Raw genomic sequence first — 19341 nt, 5'->3', positions numbered from 1 at the left:
TAGGATGAAAATACAATGGAATAAATGAGAAGTTGATCTTAGGCTTGACATGATAGCAGGGATAGGCAATGTGATGATGTCTTTAACACATTAATTTTTAGCAAATAAATATTAAAACTGAACGAGCAGATGATTATTTTTGCTGATATTAATTTGTATATTATGATTATTATAAGGAAAAACCTAGCATTATCAGGTTTGATATTGTGTCTTTTAGCAGGAATGCTACCCATGCTGAAAGTCCCTATTAAAGGAAATTGGAATCTCTATCAGACCGATGCCGCCTTGTTTTTTATTACCTATATGCTGATAGGAGTGACGGGTTTGCTTTTTTTTGTAAGGCAGTTAGTAGCGTACAGTTGGATGACACGTGTCTTAGGCATTTGGTACTTGATCAGTATATCCGCAGTATATTTTAAAATCAATAATTACTTCGGATGGGGATTTGCAGATCGTTTACTATCCAAATCTTTGCACATGCGTTGGGGATGGATTGTTTATTTAGTCGGCATTATCCTCTTATTGCTTAGTATTAAGAAGCTCAAGCAAATGGAGGAATAAAAAAATAAGCTTGGAAATTTTCCAAGCTTATTTTTTATTCGGACGATGCGAAATAAAATGAGATTTTAATTTATCTAGACCTAGATCCTCCTCTTCTTTATCAAGTTCGTAGATCCATACTTTTTCACCCAGAATATTGTTGACCTCCTTGGGGTTGGTCAGATCAACCGGGCGAACACGTTGTTCTTTCACAATAGGATTCTGTATGGATTGTAACGTATTGCTGTGCTTGATGATTTGAAAACGAAATGTAGGCCATTTACCAACAGTAGCAAAATTTCCAGAATAAAATTGGACAGAATCATGTTTGCTAACCTTCTCGGCAAATATGCCCTTAGCTTTATTGATATTCGTATCGGTAATACTCACCAACAGTTCGTAAGATGTTTCATTGATGATGTGCAGTTTCGCTAAACCATCTTTGTGATCACCGGAGATAGCCAATAGTATACCCTTTTCAATAAATTTTGAGGGAACTTCCTCTGCATGCTCAGCAAGTTCGTCATCATCACGACGCATGTTGCCATGTACCAATGTCAATTTACTTGCCAGTACAGGTATTTCAAACCCCGTATCATCTGTTACACCAATCAGGTCATTGGATTGAAAGGATGTAATATGACCTTCAATTGGTTCATCTACAAACCGGACTAAATCTCCTATTTTGAAACCCATGTTATTTTAAAATTTTAGTGTCAATAATTTTTAATAATTTTTCTAAATCAGACTCATCATTGTAGAGATGAAAACCGATTCTAATGCCATTGCCTCGTGGGAAACATTTGATTTGATGTTCCATTAACATATTAAAATGTCCCTGATCGATCTGTAAATTAAAGATGGTGCTCGTCTCAGCTCTGTTTATGACAGTTTGGCTCAGTATCCCTCTTTTGCTCAATTCGTCCTTCGCCAGCTGTACCAATCGATGCGTATAAGCAGCTGTATTTTCCAGGCCTAGTTCAGTAAGAAATTGCAATCCCTTCTGTAAGGTTCCCTGTGCAAGTGTATCGATATGTCCAGGCTCAAAATACAGCTGATCGATATTTTTACCCACCCACATGCTGTCGATTTCAATGTTCTCTGTTGATAGCTCCGGAAAAAGAATGTGTTTTGCGTAGTCACTAGCAAGAATAAAACCATTTCCATATCCCCCTAGTAGCCATTTATAGCCACTAGCCCCCACTATATCAAATCCAGATTGGGAAAAGTCAAACACTTCAGTGCCGAAATACTGCGTGCCATCACCAATAATAAGCAATTCAGGAAATTGAGTTTTCAACTGTTTAATAAATTCAAGATTGATTTTAATACCTGAAATATATTGTACGATGCTGAAGATAAATATGCTAGGTTGATGTTTTTTTATTGCTGCAATGATATTATCCTCCAATTGTTCGTCAATTTGAGCAGTAACATATTCAAAACCTCTCAAGATGACGGAGAAATTGACCGAAGGATAATCACCTTCCAGTAGCAGCACTTTTGCCTGTTGCGGGAGTCTTCCCAGTAAAGCATTAAAACCTGTCGAGAAGTTAGACGTGTTATAAACATGGTCAGGTGCAATGGTGAAAAAATCGCCAATGCTCTTTTTTACAGCTTGATTAAATTCACCTTGTTTTTCCCGTAAATCGGTCATCGCACTGAAAAATTCAGCATCTCTTTCTTTTCGCCAATCTTTGGAAGCTGTCGGTAATAGACCTGATCCTGGCGTCGTTAAATAGCAAACATCATCCGGAATATCAAAATATGATTTATAATTTACTTGCATGCTGTTCAGTTAAAATAGACAAATATTCTTGTTGAGAAATGCTTGTTCCTCCCATAGAAGCTAAATGCGGCGTATGGAATTGACAATCTACAAATTTCAATTTAAAATGAGTGAGTAAATAAATAAGAGCTGCCTTTGAAGCATCAGATACGATAGAAAACATACTTTCGCCACAGAAAACTTCGTTGATATAAACACCATAAAGTCCACCGACCAATTCATTGCTTTGCCAGACCTCTATCGAATGAGCGTAATTGATTTTATTCAATTCGCTATACGCATGGATCATATCTGCTGTGATCCAGGTTCCATCTTGATCTTTGCGGTTTATTTTAGCGCAATTTTCGATAACCTCCCCAAAAGCTTGGTCAACAGTAATATTAAATTTATTACTTCTCAAGGTCTGACGCATGCTCTTACTGATCTTAAGGTTTTCAGGAAAGATGACAAATCGTTCATGCGGCGCATACCACATAATTGGACTATCATCACTAAACCAAGGAAATATGCCATTTTCATAAGCTAAGATTAAGCGATCCACACTTAAGTCTCCCCCAATTGCAAGCAAGCCATCCTCATCAGCTAGCTTTGGATGAGGAAAGCTAACACGGCTACTGTCAAAATCTAAATTGAAAACCATTTTTAAAAATAGACAAAAAAACCAGATTGTTTAATCTGGTTGTCTTGTTTCTTTGCTGATTTCATCAAATATTTTGTCCATATGCTCTACATACTCATTGGTATCATCCAAGAAGAAATCCAGTTGTGGCACGATACGAACCTGATTTTTAATTTTAGAACCCAATTTGTATCGAATCTCTGTTGTTTTAGTGCGAATGGCTTTTAAATCCTCAGGAGCCGTTTTGGTATTGAAAAAACTTAAATATACTCGCGCTATAGCTAAGTCTGGCGTTACGCGTACACGTGTTACCGTAATAAATGCACCAGGAGCCCAACTGTTGCCTTCACGTTGGAGTAATTCGGCCAAGTCCTGTTGCAATACTCCAGCAAAACGTTGTTGTCTTTTACTTTCTGTTCCCATCGTATTAGTTTTTGTTTAGTGAAAATTCACACTATTATGGTACAAAGATAAATATAAAAAAGAATAAAGGCATACCTTGGATGGATATGCCTATATAATTTTGGTTTATAATTAGTTAAGGTTAAATTTCTTAAAGTTTAAAGACTTTTATGGTCTATCATAGTTTGGTTTTTGTGCGGTTTTAAAAGTAAGTGTTTGCTAACTTTAAAACTTATATTTTTATCTTTCACTCTCCCTTATGATACAAACATATAAAAATTAAATTGTTGCTACAATGGGTAAACAAAAAACAAAGTAACTACTTACTCACTATCGCGGTTTGAAGAGTTTTAACAAACATTTAACATAAAAATATTTTTTATTTCCACGTTTTCACCTACTCATCTATCAAATGAATGTCTACAATCTACACATCAAACACTGCGATATGCACGATGATCCGAAGTTCAATTGTTTTATTTGTTTGCAAATGGTATTTTTGTCATGCACTTAAATAGCGTATTGAAAAAATGAAAATCTGGCAAAAAAATATAGATGTTGATTCATTTGTCGAATCATTTACTGTAGGTAATGATCGCGTGATGGATTTACAATTAGCAGCAGCAGACGTATTAGGTTCTTTGGCCCATACTCGTATGTTAAATAGTATCGCACTGATGACCGATGAAGATCTTGCTGTTGTACAAAAAGAATTGAAAAACATCTATCAAGAAATAAGTGCTGGAAAGTTTGAGATCGAAGATTCTGTAGAAGATGTCCATTCTCAAGTAGAAATGCTGTTGACCCAACGCATTGGAGAAGCAGGAAAGAAAATTCATTCAGGACGTTCTAGAAATGATCAGGTATTGGTCGATTTAAAATTGTATTTCAGAACCGAGATTCAAAATATGGTTGGCAACACAGAGGTGTTTTTTCAACAATTGATCTCCCTAAGCGAGCAATATAAAGATATTCTTATTCCCGGATATACCCATTTGCAGATTGCGATGCCTTCCTCATTTGGATTATGGTTTGGAGCATATGCCGAAAGCTTAGTAGATGATTTAGAATTGATGAAAGCAGCATGGAAGGTCTGCAATAAAAATCCATTAGGTTCAGCAGCAGGTTACGGCTCTTCTTTTCCATTAAATCGGACTATGACCACCAACCTACTAGGATTCGATGACTTAAATTACAATGTTGTTTATGCGCAAATGGGGAGAGGGAAGACCGAACGTATTTTAGCACAAGCGATGAGTTCTATCGCGGCAACATTGGCAAAGTTTGCGATGGATGTAACGCTATATATCAATCAAAATTTTGGTTTTATCTCATTTCCTGCACATTTGACAACAGGATCAAGTATTATGCCTCATAAAAAGAATCCTGATGTTTTCGAATTGATCCGATCTCGTTGTAATAAAATTCAGGCATTGCCCAATGAAATTGCATTGATGACAACAAATCTTCCATCAGGGTATCATCGTGATTTGCAACTGCTCAAAGAGAATCTTTTTCCAGCATTCAAGTCATTAAACGATTGCTTAGAAATAGCAACTTTTATGCTCGAGCATATATCAGTAAAAAAAGATGTTTTAGACGACCCTAAATACGATTATTTATTCTCCGTAGAAGTTGTCAATAATGAAGTGCTAAAAGGTGTCCCTTTCCGTGAAGCCTATAAAAATATTGGAATTGCTATTGACGCTGGCGAATTTCAACCATCCAAAGAAGTAAACCATACCCACGAAGGAAGTATCGGCAACTTGGGTAATGACCAGATCCAGCGCATGTTTGAAGAAGTAAAATCTGCATTTGGATTTGAAAAAGTAGAAAATGCTTTAAGCCAGTTGGTGAAATCGTAGATAGTTAATCGGTTAGAAAGTTAGTAAGCAAACAAGTGATCTAACTTTCTAACCAAATTAATACTATTTTTCGATAGAAAATTTGAAATGTGTCTCCGATGTAAATTCTGATCCCGCTTTTAGCAAGGTGGATGGGAACTCAGGCTGATTTGGACTATCCGGAAAATGCTGTGTTTCCAAACAAAAACCAGCATAAGGAAGATAAGCTGTTCCCGATTTTCCAATATCATTTCCAGTCATCCAATTTCCAGTATACAACTGTACACCCGGTTCTGTCGTAAAAACATCTAAACGAATACCCGATTTCGGTGAATAGGCAGTTGCACAAGCCATAGAGATGGGGTTATTGTTGATAAAACAATGGTCATAACCCTTCGCTCCAATCAGTTGTTCATCATCGGCAATGATATCCTGAGCTATTGATTTAAATTCTTTAAAATCGAATGGTGTTCCCTCTACAGGAATAGTCGCTATCGGAATTTGATTTTCATCGACAGCAAGGTAAGCATCAGCATCTATTTTTAACTGATGACTCAATATGTCACCCGAACCTTCACCATTTAAATTAAAATAAGTATGATTCGTGAGATTGATCACCGTATCCTGATCACTATCCGCTCGGTATTTTATGATGATTTCATTATCATTTGTTAAGGTATACGTGACAGATACGTTCAGGTTGCCAGGAAATCCCTCTTCACCGTCTTTCGAGACCAGGTAAAATTCTGCCTCAGATTCATAACCCACACGACGGTCCCATATTTTGGTGTGAAATCCATTCGGACCACCATGTAAACAGTTGATTCCATTATTTATAGGAAGATGATAAACCTGTCCATTTAACTCAAACTTTCCATGAGCGATCCGATTCGCAAATCGACCAGCTGTCACGCCGTGAAATTGCTCGTCAGCCCGATAATAAAGTCCTATATTGCTAAATCCCAAAGCAACATCTCTAAGTTTGCCTGTGTTATCAGGAACAAGAATACTGACAATTCGAGCACCATAATCGCTCAAAGCAACTTGCATGCCCCTTGTATTTTTCAAAATAATGAGATGGGTGTTTTTTTCGTTTAAAGTACTGGTGAAATTATGGATTGAAGGCAAATGATAATGACTCATGATGGTGATTGTTTTTGATTCCTTGTTAAAGATAAAGATTATTAACTTTTTAAAAAACGATTCTGGATATTTATAAAAAATCAATTTGCAAAAACCCACAGCAGTTAGAAAATCAAAAAATGTATATTTGCAATATGTCTGTAAATACAAGTATGAATTGGAAACAATTACTATCCGCAAAACGTTGGGGTTATGAGCATCGTGTTAGCGATAGTCATTTAATAGCACGGTCAGAATTTCAACGTGATTACGATAGATTGATTTTTTCTTCACCATTTAGAAGATTGCAGAATAAAACACAAGTTTTTCCTTTACCAGGCGCTGTATTTGTACACAATAGATTGACCCATAGTTTAGAAGTAGCCAGTGTCGGTCGATCTCTGGGGCGTCTGTTCTATACCAAGATGAAAGATGCAGATCCTGAAATCGATGAACACTATCCCTACCTTCAAGAAGTCGGAAATATGGTCTCTGCAGCATGTCTCTCACATGATTTGGGCAACCCCGCATTTGGACACTCGGGAGAAGCGGCTATTTCAACTTATTTTACAGAGGGGGACGGTCGTAAGTATCAAGAGCAAGTAACCAAAGAAGAGTGGGCAGATTTGACACACTTCGAAGGTAATGCCAATGCATTGCGGATATTGACCCATCCTTTTAATGGCAAAGATGATAAAGGATTCGCTTTAACATATACCTCATTAGCATCTATTGTGAAATATCCATGCGCCGCGATTGATGGACACATTAAAAAAAATCATCATCGTAAAAAATATGGTTACTTTGCATCCGAGCGGGAAACATTTGAAACAATAGCAGCAGAGTTAGGACTATTGGAAGATCCGACCAATACCAAAGGCTACTTACGCCATCCTTTAGTCTATTTGGTAGAGGCTGCAGATGATATTTGTTATAATATCATTGATCTGGAAGATGCACATCATTTGAAAATATTATCATATCCCGAGGTCGAAGATTTATTACTCCCCCTTTGTGGAGGAGAAGATCTACGAGCTCGTTTGGATTCGCTTTACGACACCGCTAGCCGAGTAGCGCTTTTGAGAGCAAAAGCAATCAATACTTTAACTAGAGCATGTGTTGAAGTATTTTATAATGAGCAAGATCAATTATTAAAAGGAACTTTTCCTAGTGCCTTGATGGATGCGTTAGATGCAGAAGTTGTAGCACATCTTAAAAAGATTAATAAAATATCAGTAGCGAAGATTTACAATGCGCCTACAGTGGTACAGATTGAGGTCGCAGGTTATAAAGTCATGAATGCTTTGTTGTCTGAATTTGTTCCAGCTTATCTCAAAAAAAATAAAAACAGTTATGATGAAAAATTAGTCGCACTAATCCCTCATCAATTTTATACAGACCAAGAGGATTCTTATTCTAAAATTAGATCCGTTTTGGATTTTGTGTCAGGAATGACAGATGTCTATGCGATAGATTTATATCGTAAGATAACAGGAATCATTATTCCTTCCATAGACTAAGCTTAATACAATACAATATTAAAAATAGCAGGATTGTAAAAACATCTGTTTTTGCAATCTTGTTTTTTATCTAAACATAAAATATGAAAGTCGTTATTGCCGAAAAACCATCCGTTGCACGAGATTTGGCCCGAGTTATGGGAGCAAAAGAAACCAATGATGGTTATATTTCAGGAAATGGTTATGCTTTCACCTATGCTTTTGGACATCTGGTGCAATTATGCACACCACAAGCTTATGGATTTCATAATTGGTCAATCGCTAACTTGCCTATTATTCCAACAGAATTTAAATTGGAATCTAAAAAGCTAAAACGCGATGGTAAGCAAATCGATGATGCCGGTGCATTAAAACAGCTGAATACCATTAAATATTTGTTAGATAAAGCAGAAGAAGTGATCGTAGCAACCGATGCTGGACGAGAAGGAGAATTGATTTTCCGGAATATTTACTATTACCTCGGAGCAACAGTTCCCTTTAAGCGCTTATGGATTTCCTCGCAGACGGACAAAGCAATTAAAGAAGGGTTCGCAAATCTGAAGGAAGGAACAGAATATGATAGTTTGTATATGTCGGCGCGTTCCCGTTCAGAATCAGATTGGCTTATTGGTATCAATGCCACCCAGGCTATCACGCTTGCTGCCGGAAATCGCGGCTTACTTTCTCTAGGTCGAGTGCAGACGCCGACATTGGCCATGATCTGTTCCCGCTATTTAGAAAATAAAGATTTTAAACCTCAAACATTTTATAAAATTCAAGCTGGCTTTGAAAAAGAGAATATCAAGTTCAAAGCCACTTCCGAAAAAATAGATAAAAAAGAGCTAGCAGAAGAATCGATTGCTAAAATTACAGTTGGCTCAGAAGCCTTAGTAACTAAAGTTGAAGCAAAAGAAACCAAAGAACAACCACCGTTACTATTTGATTTAACATCCTTACAGCAGGACGCCAATAAAAAGTATGGATATTCTGCAGATCAAACTTTGAATATAGCACAGGCACTTTATGAGAAAAAAGTAATTACTTATCCACGTACTGGATCACGTTATATAGGAGAAGATGTGTTCGAACAGATTGAAGAATTATTCCAGCATTTAGCCGATACAGCGGAAGAGGGTATCGCAACGATTTCGCGAAATCTCATTGGAGCAAAGTTGAATAAAAGATCCGTAGATGAAAAGAAAGTAACCGATCACCATGCCCTTTTGGTAACAGACGAAAAACCAGGGGCTTTAGTACAAGAACAGCGGAATATCTACAATATGATCGCTAAGCGTATGGTTGAAAGTTTTTCTGATGTATGCTTAAAAGATATTACCACAGTTGTGATCAACGCAGCAGGGGTCGAATTGATTGCAAAAGGAACTGTAATCAAGCAGTACGGATGGAGGCTCTCCGCAGATCAGGTTGAATTGCCGGACGAAGATAAAAACACCGAAGATCAAGATAATGAAAACGCGCAATTGCCCAAATTGATAGCCAATGAGCTATTGGAAATCTTATCGCTGGAATTATCCGAAAGATTTACCAAAGCAAAACCCATACATACGGAAGCATCGTTGCTAAAAGCAATGGAAACTTCAGGTAAAGAAATTGATGACGATGAGATGCGTCAAGCCATGAAAGATTGTGGATTGGGTACACCAGCTACACGTGCAGCAACAATCGAAACCTTATTTCAAAGAGACTACATTAAACGCGATAAAAAGAAACTCATCCCCACAGATAAGGGATTGACCGTTTACAATTTGGTCAAAGATCGTTCCATTGCCAAAGTAACCTTAACAGGTAAATGGGAACAGAAATTAGAAGAAATGCGTGCTAATAAGGTTTCATACGAAGTCTTTATGAAGCATATAAAAGACTATACCGAACGCATCACAAAAGAATTACTCCAACTGCGCATCTCTATCGCACATGAAGAGATCAAGCCCCTGCAAAAAGGAAAGATAAAATGTCCAAAATGTGCAGCAGGACAAATTCAATTATTTGACAAAGTTGCGCAATGTGACCATTATGCTAGAGGCTGTGATTTTAAAATATGGCGTACGTTAAATGGTGTTTTATTGGAAGAAAAGGAGATGAAAAATCTACTTGAAAAAGGTAAAACATCAACATTAAAAGGCATTAAGACCAAAGAAGGAAATACTGTTGAAGGAACCTTAATCTTTGAAAATTTCAAAGTTGGAGTACAGTAGGTCAATTTATATCAAATCATTTTTTCATAATTTGAATTTTTATTTTGTGATGACTTAACTTTTTATAAAACCTGTACCTTTGTCCACTATATGTCAACATCACTATACAATCCATTTAAAACATTTAAGTTTGATAATAAAACCTGTTTTTTGACAGGGCAGGAGCTTTCCTCTTTAGACGAACAAATTCAGGTTTTCCCTGTATGGATGATGCGTGCTTTTGATCTCGAGGAAAAACCTTTTAAGATGTTGGACGAATCCATCGTTACTTATAAAAGTTTAAAGTTTCCTTGTTCAGTAGATGCCGCATTAGCCATTGAAAAAATGGAATCTGAAGTAGAGCGTGCTTTTGCAGCAGGCTACGATGCCGTGCGTGCATTACCTCAAATTACCTTATTTCAGTGGATGTCGAAAATATTGTACGGCGTAGTTTTCAATGAAATTCAAACCGGTATTCGTCAACAAACCTTGACGGGAGAGGAAATGAATTTTTCACAAGTTCTAGCTCAAAAATTCAAAAACCTACATGCCATGTTGCAATCGCTATTGCAACCCATGGAATTTGAAGGAACATATCCATTTTCGATCTTCATCAGCAAAGTCGACAATCCGCTAGAGACCTTCAATTATCGCGATGAAATCAACACCTTGATATTCTCGTTGAGAATGAAGGATTTTGGAATCGTGGCTTGTTTGCAAGACAATGCGACCAATAATATCTATCACGAAGATGTATTAAGATTGGTCGATAATCAAACATTGCATCCCATTCAATTTGAAGAACTGGCAGCGCGCTATTTTTATTCTGTTTATTTATTTAATCGCCTTCCCGAATATACCTATTTGAATACACCAAAGATGATTTATGTCGAACCGATGCCCCTGGCCGATATGTCGATGAAACCAATCTTCGATCATTGGCAGGTAAAGGTTTATGGACAAGTATTAGAGAATTTTTGGAAACCTTGGGGATTTCTTTTATTTGAAATCATTAAGAACCCAGATGAACCCATGAGTTTTATTACGGATGAAAATGGAAATTTCGTTCCACGTGAAGCAATTGAACTCCCATTAGGATAAAAAGAAAAAGCCCTTAAAGATTATTTACGGGCTTTTTTCTTTTTTTGTACTGGAAAGCTTCTTTTTTTAGCTTCTTCCAGATCTGCTTCTTTTTTCTTCTTATTGACCATTAAGATCAGGCCAAAAGGGCCAAGTATGGGAACACATAATCCCAATATAGATAAGATAACAAATCCTCCAGTTACATCCTTGAGTCTAAATAATCGGAATAATGCAATGGCCATTAAAGCAAAATGAATAATAGTCACCAATTGAACCAAAGCTAATCTACCTGCATCCATATGTTATATTGATAATAAACGCAAATGTAAAGAGATTCATTGAATATGGCGAAGCTTTATACAGAAGAACCTGTTATAAGATGCGATTCATAATCGCAATGGCTGCATCAATTTCCTCCATAAGGATATTGAGATGTGGTCTAAAACGAATAGAAAGCTTTCCACACCTCAATAAGATCAGTTTTTCTGCAAATGCATCTTTAATAAATTGATCTCTTACCTGTTCATTTTCAAAATCGAAAGCAATAAATAAACCTTGTCCCCTAATATTACTGATCTGCGGATGATGAATCGCTAACGTTTCGAGCTGTTGCATAAAATAGGCTCCCTTCTGCGTGATAAGTTCAATTAAGTTTTCCTGCTCTATGACTTCTAATATCAGTTTAAAACGCATCATATCCGTAAAGTCCCCTCCAAATGTTGAATTGATGCGCGAAGATTCTTGAAAAACATGTTTTTCTACTCGATCAAACTTGTCCTTGTTAGCAAGCAATCCACAGACCTGAGTTTTCTTGCCAAATGCAACTAAATCGGGAACAACTCCAATATGCTGATAAGCCCACATCGAACCGGTCAAACCAATCCCTGTTTGGACTTCATCAAAAATCAATAGAATATCATGCTCATCACAAATATCGCGTAAGGACTGAAAAAATTCTTTTCTAAAATGATTATCACCACCTTCCGCTTGGATCGGCTCGATAATAATACAGGCGATATCATTCGGATATTGAGCAAGTGCATTTCTGATTTCTCGAATGGCCATTTTTTCTTTTTCAATGACTCCTTGTAATACTGTTTCCGTAACCGGAAATGTCAATTTTGGATTGGTAATCCTTGGCCAGTTAAATTTTGGAAAATACATGTATTTTCTTGGGTCTTTCGTATTGGTCAACGAAAGGGTATAACCCGATCTGCCATGAAATGCTTCTTTAAAGTGAATAACCTGAGAAGCCTCCTTTTCGATACCTTGCGCCAAATTTAATCTTGTTTTCCAATCAAATGCAGCTTTTAACGTGTTTTCTACAGCCAAAGTTCCTCCAGCAATAAAAAAGCAATACTGTAATTCTTTGGGCATAGCCACACGTTCGAAGACTTCCATAAAATCAGCGAACTCTTTAGGATAGATATCGGATAATGCAGGTTTATTAATCGCCATTTTACCTAAAAATTCCTTTTGTGCTAAGAGATGAGGATGGTTATAACCAATGGCGACCGAAGCAAACATGCTAAATAAGTCGAGATATTCATCTCCTTTTTGATCAACTAAATAAGAGCCGTGTGATTTTTCCATATCCATGACAATTGGAAAGCCATCGGCTAGTAAATGTTTGGATAATATTTCGTGAACTGTACTCATACTGTTATCAATTAAAAAGTCAATATTAAAGATTAAACGTAATCCCTTGTGCTAAGGGGAGCTCCGTGCTATAATTAATGGTGTTGGTCTGTCTGCGCATATATGCTTTCCAAGCATCTGAACCCGACTCCCGTCCACCTCCAGTGTCTTTTTCACCACCAAAAGCACCACCAATCTCAGCTCCAGAAGTTCCGATATTGACATTCGCAATACCGCAATCCGAACCCTGCGCACTTAAAAACAGCTCAGCTTCTCGCAGATTGTTGGTCATAATGGCTGAGGATAGCCCTTGTTTGACATCATTTTGAATGGCGATAGCATCCAAAACATCCCCTTTATATTTGATTAAATAAAGAATAGGAGCAAAAGTTTCTTTTTGGACGATTTCATAATGATTTTCGACCTCTGCAATAGCAGGTTTAACATAACAGCCACTTTCAAAACCTTTGCCTGTTAACACTCCGCCTGCAACAATAAGTTTACCGCCCTGTTTCTCGATTTCCGAAAGTGCATCTAAATAATGTTCAACCGCCATCTTATCAATCAGTGGACCGACATGATTTTCGGGAAGTAGTGGATCCCCAATATTAAGTTGAGCGTAGGCCTTTACCAATGAAGCTTTCACCTGTTCATAGACATGTTCATGAATAATGAGTCTACGGGTAGAAGTACAGCGCTGGCCTGCTGTACCAACGGCGCCAAACAGAGCTCCAATGGTGGTCATATTCAGATCCGCATCAGGCGTAATGATAATGGCATTGTTGCCGCCGAGTTCTAAAATAGTTTTTCCTAACCTTCCAGCAACCTGTTGAGCAACTATTTTACCCATTCGCGTAGAGCCAGTAGCCGATATTAAGGGGATATGGCGATCATTGACCATCCATTCTCCGACGACCTTATCACCAATTACTAAATTCGAAATACCTTCTGGTAAATTTTTATGTTTGAGCACATCCGCTAGAATCCGTTGGCACGCGATTGCACATAAAGGTGTTTTTTCACTGGGTTTCCAAATCACGACATCTCCACAAATTAAGGCTAGAGCCGTATTCCATGCCCAAACAGCCACAGGGAAGTTGAAAGCAGAAATAATACCCACAATCCCTAAAGGATGGTATTGATCATACATCCGATGAGAGGGGCGCTCCGAATGAATCGTTGAACCGTAGAGCTGACGCGATAAACCAACAGCAAAATCACAGATGTCAATCATTTCCTGTACCTCACCCATACCTTCTTGCAGGGATTTACCCATTTCATAAGAAACAAGTTTACCAAGAGCAGGCTTTAACGCTCTCAATTTCTCGCCAAATAACCGGATCACTTCTCCTCTCTGTGGAGCAGGTACTAATCGCCAAGTGGCATACGCTTGTTGTGCTTGTGCACATATTTGATTATAATCATCATGAGAAGAACAAGTCACTGTAGCAATTGCCTGCGCATCGACAGGAGAACTGGAAATAATATTTTGACCAGTTGCAAACCAATTTTGGCCTGTAGACGAACCCAAATTGGTCGATAGGATGCCCAATTCTTTTAATTCTTGTATTATCATATTGGTTTATATTGTTCGTTAATATTTTAAATATAGTGAATTATATTCGAAATATTGGCTATATTTAGATATTAAATTATGATTAGTATGAACTTAACATGCGATTATTTCAATATAGATGAGCTCTTATCAGACGAAAACAAGCTCATTCGCCAGTCCATTCGCGATTTCGTCAGCACGGAAATAAAACCAGTCATAAACGATGCGGCTCAACATCATCATGATATTCCCAATTTGATGTTGAAACTTGGAGCTATTGGAGCATTAGGACCATATATTCCAGAACAATACGGTGGAGCAGGTTTAGATCAGATAGCTTATGGAATCATCATGCAGGAATTGGAGGCAGGTGATTCAGCCATCCGATCGGCAGCATCTGTACAATCATCATTAGTCATGTATCCTATCTTTACATTTGGAAGTGAAGCACAAAAGCAAAACTATCTCCCAAAACTAGCCAGCGGAACCTACATCGGTAGCTTCGGCTTGACTGAGCCCAATCACGGATCAGACCCTGCAGCGATGGAAACGCGATTGCTCAAAAAGGATGGAAAATATATCCTCAATGGCGCCAAGATGTGGATTACAAATGCCCCAATATGTGATATCGCGATCGTATGGGCAAGAGACGAACAGGATAAAATAAGAGGATGTATCGTCGAGCGCAATATGGAAGGATTCACGACTCCTGAAACAGCTAATAAATGGTCGCTACGTGCATCGAAGACAGGCGAGTTGATTTTTCAAAACGTAGAAATACCTTTAGAAAATATCTTACCCGAAGTAAATTCACTCCGTGGTCCATTTTCCTGTTTAAACTCTGCGCGTTACGGCATTTCATGGGGAGTCATTGGAGCAGCAATTGATTGTTATCAAACCGCAGTAAAATATGCTTTGGAAAGAGAACAGTTTGGCAAGCCAATAGCCTCTTATCAATTACAGCAAAAAAAACTCGCAGAATTTCTGACAGAAATAACAAAAGCCCAATTATTAGCATGGCGCTTGGGCGTACTGAAAAATGAAGGAAAAGCTACGCCGGCACAGATCTCAATGGCAAAACGCAATAATGTACATATGGCGCTAGAAATCGCTAGAGAATCAAGACAGATACTAGGAGCGATGGGGATTGTCGGTGATTTTCCGATGATGCGGCACATGATGAATTTAGAATCTGTCATTACTTATGAAGGAACACACGATATCCACTTATTGATCACCGGCAATGATATCACGGGATTAAGTGCTTTTTAAGTTGGATTTAATAATAGGATTAAGATTGTAATACCACGCCTAATGAGCGATGATAAGGCGAATGTATCGAAATGTGTTAATCCAAATTAGTTTGTAGGGTTAAAGTACTTCGATGCCACCTTATAGTGGATGATCTATCCACATTGAATGATATCTTGAAACAAAGAGAAATAAGCTTTAGACATTTTCTCCCAGCTATAATGTTGTAATGAATACGCTTGAAATTCTTTGCTTCTATTCTGTAGAAGCAAAGGATCATCAAGGGCATCTCTGATTTCCGAAATCCAGCGATCAGCCTCCCCCGTAGGAAGTAGAAATCCATTTTTCTGATGAACAATAGCATCAGAGATACCTTCAAGATCCGAAGCAAATACGGTCGCCCCGCAGATACTTGCCTCCAGACATACTAAACCAAAACCTTCCATATCGCCATCAACTTTGATATTAGGCATGATAAAAAGTCCAGAATGACAAAGCAAAGACTGTACATCTACAAGGGGAATTTTTCCGATGTGCTGTAATCGATCTTCATAATCAGGATTTCTTAAATATTGACGTATGACCTTCTGGTCTGATGGAAATCCCAGGAATAAAAATACAAGATGTCGCACAGGCTGTGGCAAGGCATATAGTAATTTCTCTTTCCAAGTTGCGGTCATGGCAAAAGGACCGATTAAAATAAGTTTATAGCCGGCAGGTAATTGTGGAAGAACATGTTTTATAAACCAAGAAATGCCTTTCCGTTTTACAGGTCTTCCAAGTGCAATGATCAATTTATTAGCATCCTTGTCAATTTTATATTTCTTTAAAATAACATCAATCGCAACGTGAGGATCCATAACGAGATGATGGTCCACACCATTTGCAATAACATCAATTTTGTTTGGGTCAATTCCCCGATCAATAGCAGCTTGTTTTGTCGCTTGACTGACAGCAATAATTTTATCAAAACGATTGAACTGAGGAATAATTTTCTTCTGGAAATGCCTCAAAGGAAACACTACATCAAGACCATGAATCGTCACAACTTTTTTTAAGTGATCATACCCTCGGTGCCGTAAAGACAAGCTCGCAACTAAGCTATCATTAAAGTGTATAAGTCGGACGTTCGGATGTCTATCCAAGACTGCTAAAATTCGTTTATTCAGTAGAAAAAAGAATCGAAGAATAGATTCATTCCCTTGATAAACGATTTGATGAACTGGAGTGAGAGAGCTCATCCCATTAATGAGCTCAAAGCTCTGTTTTTCCATACCTCCGATAGCTGGTGGAAACTTGTGACTGATGAAGAGAATTTCCATTTTAGGATGTCGACAACCTTTTTTTAAGTCCGAGATAAGCAAAAAAACCAAAAATGATCCAAAAAACTTGTCGTGAACGCCTGATTAAAGCGATGATCAACCATACTTGAATCGTATAAATACCGGCACTAGTCAATAGTAACCTATTGCCAAATTCCTCAATACCGATCTGAGCTGGAATAAAAGCACCAAAACTTTTGATAATCACAATACCCATGTCCATAAATTGACTCAGTACAATCGGAATCGTAATGCCAGAAAAATATAGAATAAGGAAAAGCTCAAAAGCTCCAACAACCCAGTGCAGAAAAAAATAAAGATAAGCCCGATAACATTTATACGGTTGACTTTGATGAAATACCAAAACTGCATTGAGCACGTGCTGAAGGCGTATACTGAGCCTTCTGAAAAATTTGCATGATAATGCCGATGCAACCTGTAGTTTTTTAGACCTTTTGAGTAGAAAAAAGATAATCAGAGGAATTGAAAAGAGTGCGATGACCAATATCCATAAGATCACAAGCGTTTGGTCAGGTATATTTTTATTAAAAGAGCTGGTTAAGAACCAAAAACCGGTAATGCCAAATAATGAAAATTGTGTTGTAATGGCTAAAAAGCGGGATATGAGCACAGAATTGACAATCTCTTGTGGAGAGGTACCCGTAGGTTTTAGGAGAACGGTTTTAATATAATCACCACCTATTATACTGGTTGGATTGAATAAGCCTATCGTTTCACCAATGTGCCGAATACAAAATAGCTGCCATAAAGATAATCTTTTTGGTTTTTCAATAAAGCAGTTTTGCCATCCAGCAGTTCCAAAAAGATAAGCCAGACCAGTAATAACGATAATCCAAACTAGGTTCCAACCCATATGAGCAACTTCCTTTAATACTGCTCCCAGATCGATATGGCTAATGAAAACAGATAAAGAAGTAATAAGGAGCAGAACAAGTATTGATTTTAAAATTTTTATCCGTATCAACCTGCCTGAAATTTAATCATGGAATCTGCCGCATCCATACTCATTTGTTCGAGTTCCTCAAAATATACAGCTGCTAATGAATTCCAATCCATTGATTTACTAAATCGCAATCCAGCATTTCCAATGTCATTTCTAAGTTGTTTATCTTTTAAAAATTGTATTATGCGTTCGACAAACATCGCGGCATCTTTAGGTTTACACTTAAAACCGTTAACACCTTCAGTTACGAGGTCTGCAGAACCACCGCCATCTGCAATAACACAAGGAAGAGCCGATGCCATAGCCTCAATCACAACATTGCCGTAAGTTTCCGAATGAGAAGGAAAAACAAATAAAGTTGAGGAAGCATATAACTTCGCGAGATCATCATGATTTAGTTTACCTAAAAAAAGTGCATCGGGCATACTTTGACGACATGCATCCATCGCCGAACCATCACCCGCAACAATAAAATTTAAGGGAATAGATTGTTGCTTTAATAAGCTGTAGATGTCGATCAGTGTTTTTAAGTTCTTTTCCCATACAAGACGACTGGCAAATAGTATTGTTGGATAATTGTTTCCCGTTATTTCTGCCATCCAATTTTCATCTTTTTTGTTCGGTGAAAACAAGTTGTTGTCAATTCCTCGTTTCCAGATCTGCATCAAGGTCGGGTTGATACCCATTTTTGTGAGTTCAGATACAATACTAGTTGTAGGTACATAGACCTTGTCACAGTTATTATAGAATTTATTCTGTGTTTGAATAATCTTTTTCTTTGTTGGTCCGACTAAGAAAGAAAAATGTTTAAGATAATAATCAATATAGCTTACGAAGTGTGTGTGGTAAATACTGATCACCGGTTTTTGGTTTTTTAGAGCATAGCGCTGTGCATAAAATCCTAAAAGTGAAGGTGTGGCGATATGAATAATGTCAGGATTGAAATCTTGTAGTCTTTTCCGAATACGTTGGTCTACCAAGGCTGGAATAGCCATAGTATAGTTTTGCTGTATGGGAATACTTAAAGACGGTATTTTCATACATTCAAAATCTTGTATTTGATCTGGTCCTGTGCCATAAATAAACAAAAACTCAAATCTATTTTTATCGATGCGGTCGACAAGCTGAAAAATTGTACGTGCAGCTCCATCAAAATCTGGAATCATGATTTCGGCAAAAAAAGCAACTCTTATCATGGTGAATTATTTATTCAAAGTAAAGAGCTCTATGTTTCCTTATGAATAAGCCTAGATGAACAAATGATGGTTTTTATATTATCCCGATATTATCACAAGATCAGTTGAATGTTGATTTACATACCGATTTCATTTTTGTCCATCCTTATTTTTCATTTAATAGCAATATGATGATGCATCTTGCTGTATTCACCCTGGCCTCATTTCTGTAGAACCAGGTGTGAGTTGTTTAATAGTATGTTTTTTATATCGATCATATTTCAATGAAAATTTGATACGCTATATAAGAGTCAATGTACCTTGTCCCTTCCTGAAAAAGGTT

The 19341-nt window shown here is 37.5% G+C and carries 17 protein-coding genes; 6 read left to right on the top strand and 11 right to left on the bottom strand.

The features are described 5' to 3' along the window. The first annotated feature begins 162 nt into the window (after positions 1–162). Entirely contained in the window at positions 163–561 is a 399-nt protein-coding gene (locus B3P23_RS16955; RefSeq protein ID WP_045755671.1) for a hypothetical protein, read from the top strand. 27 nt (positions 562–588) lie between these two features. Here the strand turns inward: B3P23_RS16955 and B3P23_RS16950 are convergent, their stop codons facing one another. Genes B3P23_RS16950 through rbfA form a run of 4 tightly spaced genes read right to left on the bottom strand, consistent with a single transcriptional unit; the run spans position 589 to position 3371 of the window. Continuing rightward, positions 589–1236: a hypothetical protein gene (locus tag B3P23_RS16950; protein ID WP_045754932.1), complete on the bottom strand. Its 648-nt coding sequence runs from the start codon at positions 1234–1236 to the stop codon at positions 589–591. A 1-nt stretch (position 1237) separates the two neighbouring features. After that, positions 1238–2329 (bottom strand): aminotransferase class V-fold PLP-dependent enzyme, encoded by a 1092-nt coding sequence (locus B3P23_RS16945; protein WP_293928349.1) that lies wholly within the window; start codon positions 2327–2329, stop codon positions 1238–1240. Beyond that, positions 2313–2969, bottom strand: a complete 657-nt coding sequence (gene aat / locus B3P23_RS16940; RefSeq protein ID WP_293928347.1) for a leucyl/phenylalanyl-tRNA--protein transferase — start codon at positions 2967–2969, stop codon at positions 2313–2315. Before aat ends, B3P23_RS16945 begins: the two co-directional genes overlap by 17 nt. Positions 2970–2999: 30 nt before the next feature. Next, entirely contained in the window at positions 3000–3371 is a 372-nt protein-coding gene (gene rbfA, locus B3P23_RS16935) for a 30S ribosome-binding factor RbfA (protein WP_045754929.1), read from the bottom strand. 509 nt (positions 3372–3880) lie between these two features. Here rbfA and argH point away from each other — a divergent pair. Next, entirely contained in the window at positions 3881–5215 is a 1335-nt protein-coding gene (gene argH, locus B3P23_RS16930) for an argininosuccinate lyase (protein WP_045754928.1), read from the top strand. A 63-nt stretch (positions 5216–5278) separates the two neighbouring features. Here argH and B3P23_RS16925 read toward each other — a convergent pair whose 3' ends face one another. Continuing rightward, positions 5279–6337 carry an aldose epimerase family protein gene (locus tag B3P23_RS16925; RefSeq protein ID WP_248754883.1) on the bottom strand — a complete coding sequence of 353 codons (1059 nt, stop codon included), beginning with the start codon at positions 6335–6337 and terminating at the stop codon, positions 5279–5281. Positions 6338–6471: 134 nt separating this feature from the next. Here B3P23_RS16925 and B3P23_RS16920 point away from each other — a divergent pair, with 134 nt between their 5' ends. The 3 genes from B3P23_RS16920 to B3P23_RS16910 all read left to right on the top strand — a co-directional run bounded on the left by B3P23_RS16920 (position 6472) and on the right by B3P23_RS16910 (position 11111). Continuing rightward, on the top strand, positions 6472–7836 hold the full coding sequence (locus B3P23_RS16920) for a deoxyguanosinetriphosphate triphosphohydrolase (protein ID WP_045754927.1): 1365 nt from the start codon (positions 6472–6474) through the stop codon (positions 7834–7836). An 83-nt stretch (positions 7837–7919) separates the two neighbouring features. Then, the gene (locus B3P23_RS16915) at positions 7920–10031 is read left to right on the top strand and encodes a type IA DNA topoisomerase (protein WP_293928344.1); all 2112 of its coding nucleotides are present in this window, start codon (positions 7920–7922) and stop codon (positions 10029–10031) included. Positions 10032–10121: 90 nt separating this feature from the next. Further along, on the top strand, positions 10122–11111 hold the full coding sequence (locus B3P23_RS16910; protein ID WP_293928342.1) for a hypothetical protein: 990 nt from the start codon (positions 10122–10124) through the stop codon (positions 11109–11111). Between the two features lie 20 nt (positions 11112–11131). Here B3P23_RS16910 and B3P23_RS16905 read toward each other — a convergent pair whose 3' ends face one another. From B3P23_RS16905 to B3P23_RS16895, 3 genes are all read right to left on the bottom strand, one after another. Beyond that, a complete protein-coding gene (locus B3P23_RS16905) occupies positions 11132–11392 on the bottom strand; it encodes a hypothetical protein (RefSeq protein ID WP_108159091.1) in 261 nt (86 codons plus the stop codon). 73 nt (positions 11393–11465) lie between these two features. Continuing rightward, a complete protein-coding gene (gene lat, locus B3P23_RS16900) occupies positions 11466–12752 on the bottom strand; it encodes an L-lysine 6-transaminase (RefSeq protein ID WP_293928340.1) in 1287 nt (428 codons plus the stop codon). 25 nt (positions 12753–12777) lie between these two features. Further along, complete coding sequence (locus B3P23_RS16895; RefSeq protein WP_293928337.1) at positions 12778–14307, bottom strand: aldehyde dehydrogenase family protein; 1530 nt, start codon at positions 14305–14307, stop codon at positions 12778–12780. 87 nt (positions 14308–14394) lie between these two features. On the opposite strand from B3P23_RS16895, the gene B3P23_RS16890 reads away from it, so the two are divergent. After that, positions 14395–15558, top strand: a complete 1164-nt coding sequence (locus B3P23_RS16890) for an acyl-CoA dehydrogenase family protein (protein WP_293928335.1) — start codon at positions 14395–14397, stop codon at positions 15556–15558. A 134-nt stretch (positions 15559–15692) separates the two neighbouring features. Here B3P23_RS16890 and B3P23_RS16885 read toward each other — a convergent pair whose 3' ends face one another. The 3 genes from B3P23_RS16885 to B3P23_RS16875 are packed head-to-tail and all read right to left on the bottom strand — an operon-like array spanning position 15693 to position 19019. Further along, complete coding sequence (locus B3P23_RS16885) at positions 15693–16859, bottom strand: glycosyltransferase family 4 protein (protein ID WP_293928333.1); 1167 nt, start codon at positions 16857–16859, stop codon at positions 15693–15695. A gap of 1 nt (position 16860) precedes the next feature. After that, positions 16861–17844, bottom strand: a complete 984-nt coding sequence (locus B3P23_RS16880; protein ID WP_293928331.1) for a lysylphosphatidylglycerol synthase transmembrane domain-containing protein — start codon at positions 17842–17844, stop codon at positions 16861–16863. After that, positions 17841–19019, bottom strand: a complete 1179-nt coding sequence (locus B3P23_RS16875; RefSeq protein ID WP_293928329.1) for a glycosyltransferase family 4 protein — start codon at positions 19017–19019, stop codon at positions 17841–17843. The genes B3P23_RS16880 and B3P23_RS16875 overlap by 4 nt, the downstream gene beginning before the upstream one ends. Between the last annotated feature and the right edge of the window lie 322 nt (positions 19020–19341).

Source organism: Sphingobacterium sp. UBA6320, from assembly GCF_002440335.1.
Taxonomy (GTDB): domain Bacteria; phylum Bacteroidota; class Bacteroidia; order Sphingobacteriales; family Sphingobacteriaceae; genus Sphingobacterium.
Note: the sequence above shows the minus strand (reverse complement) of the source record. Positions and strands in the feature narration are given on the sequence as shown.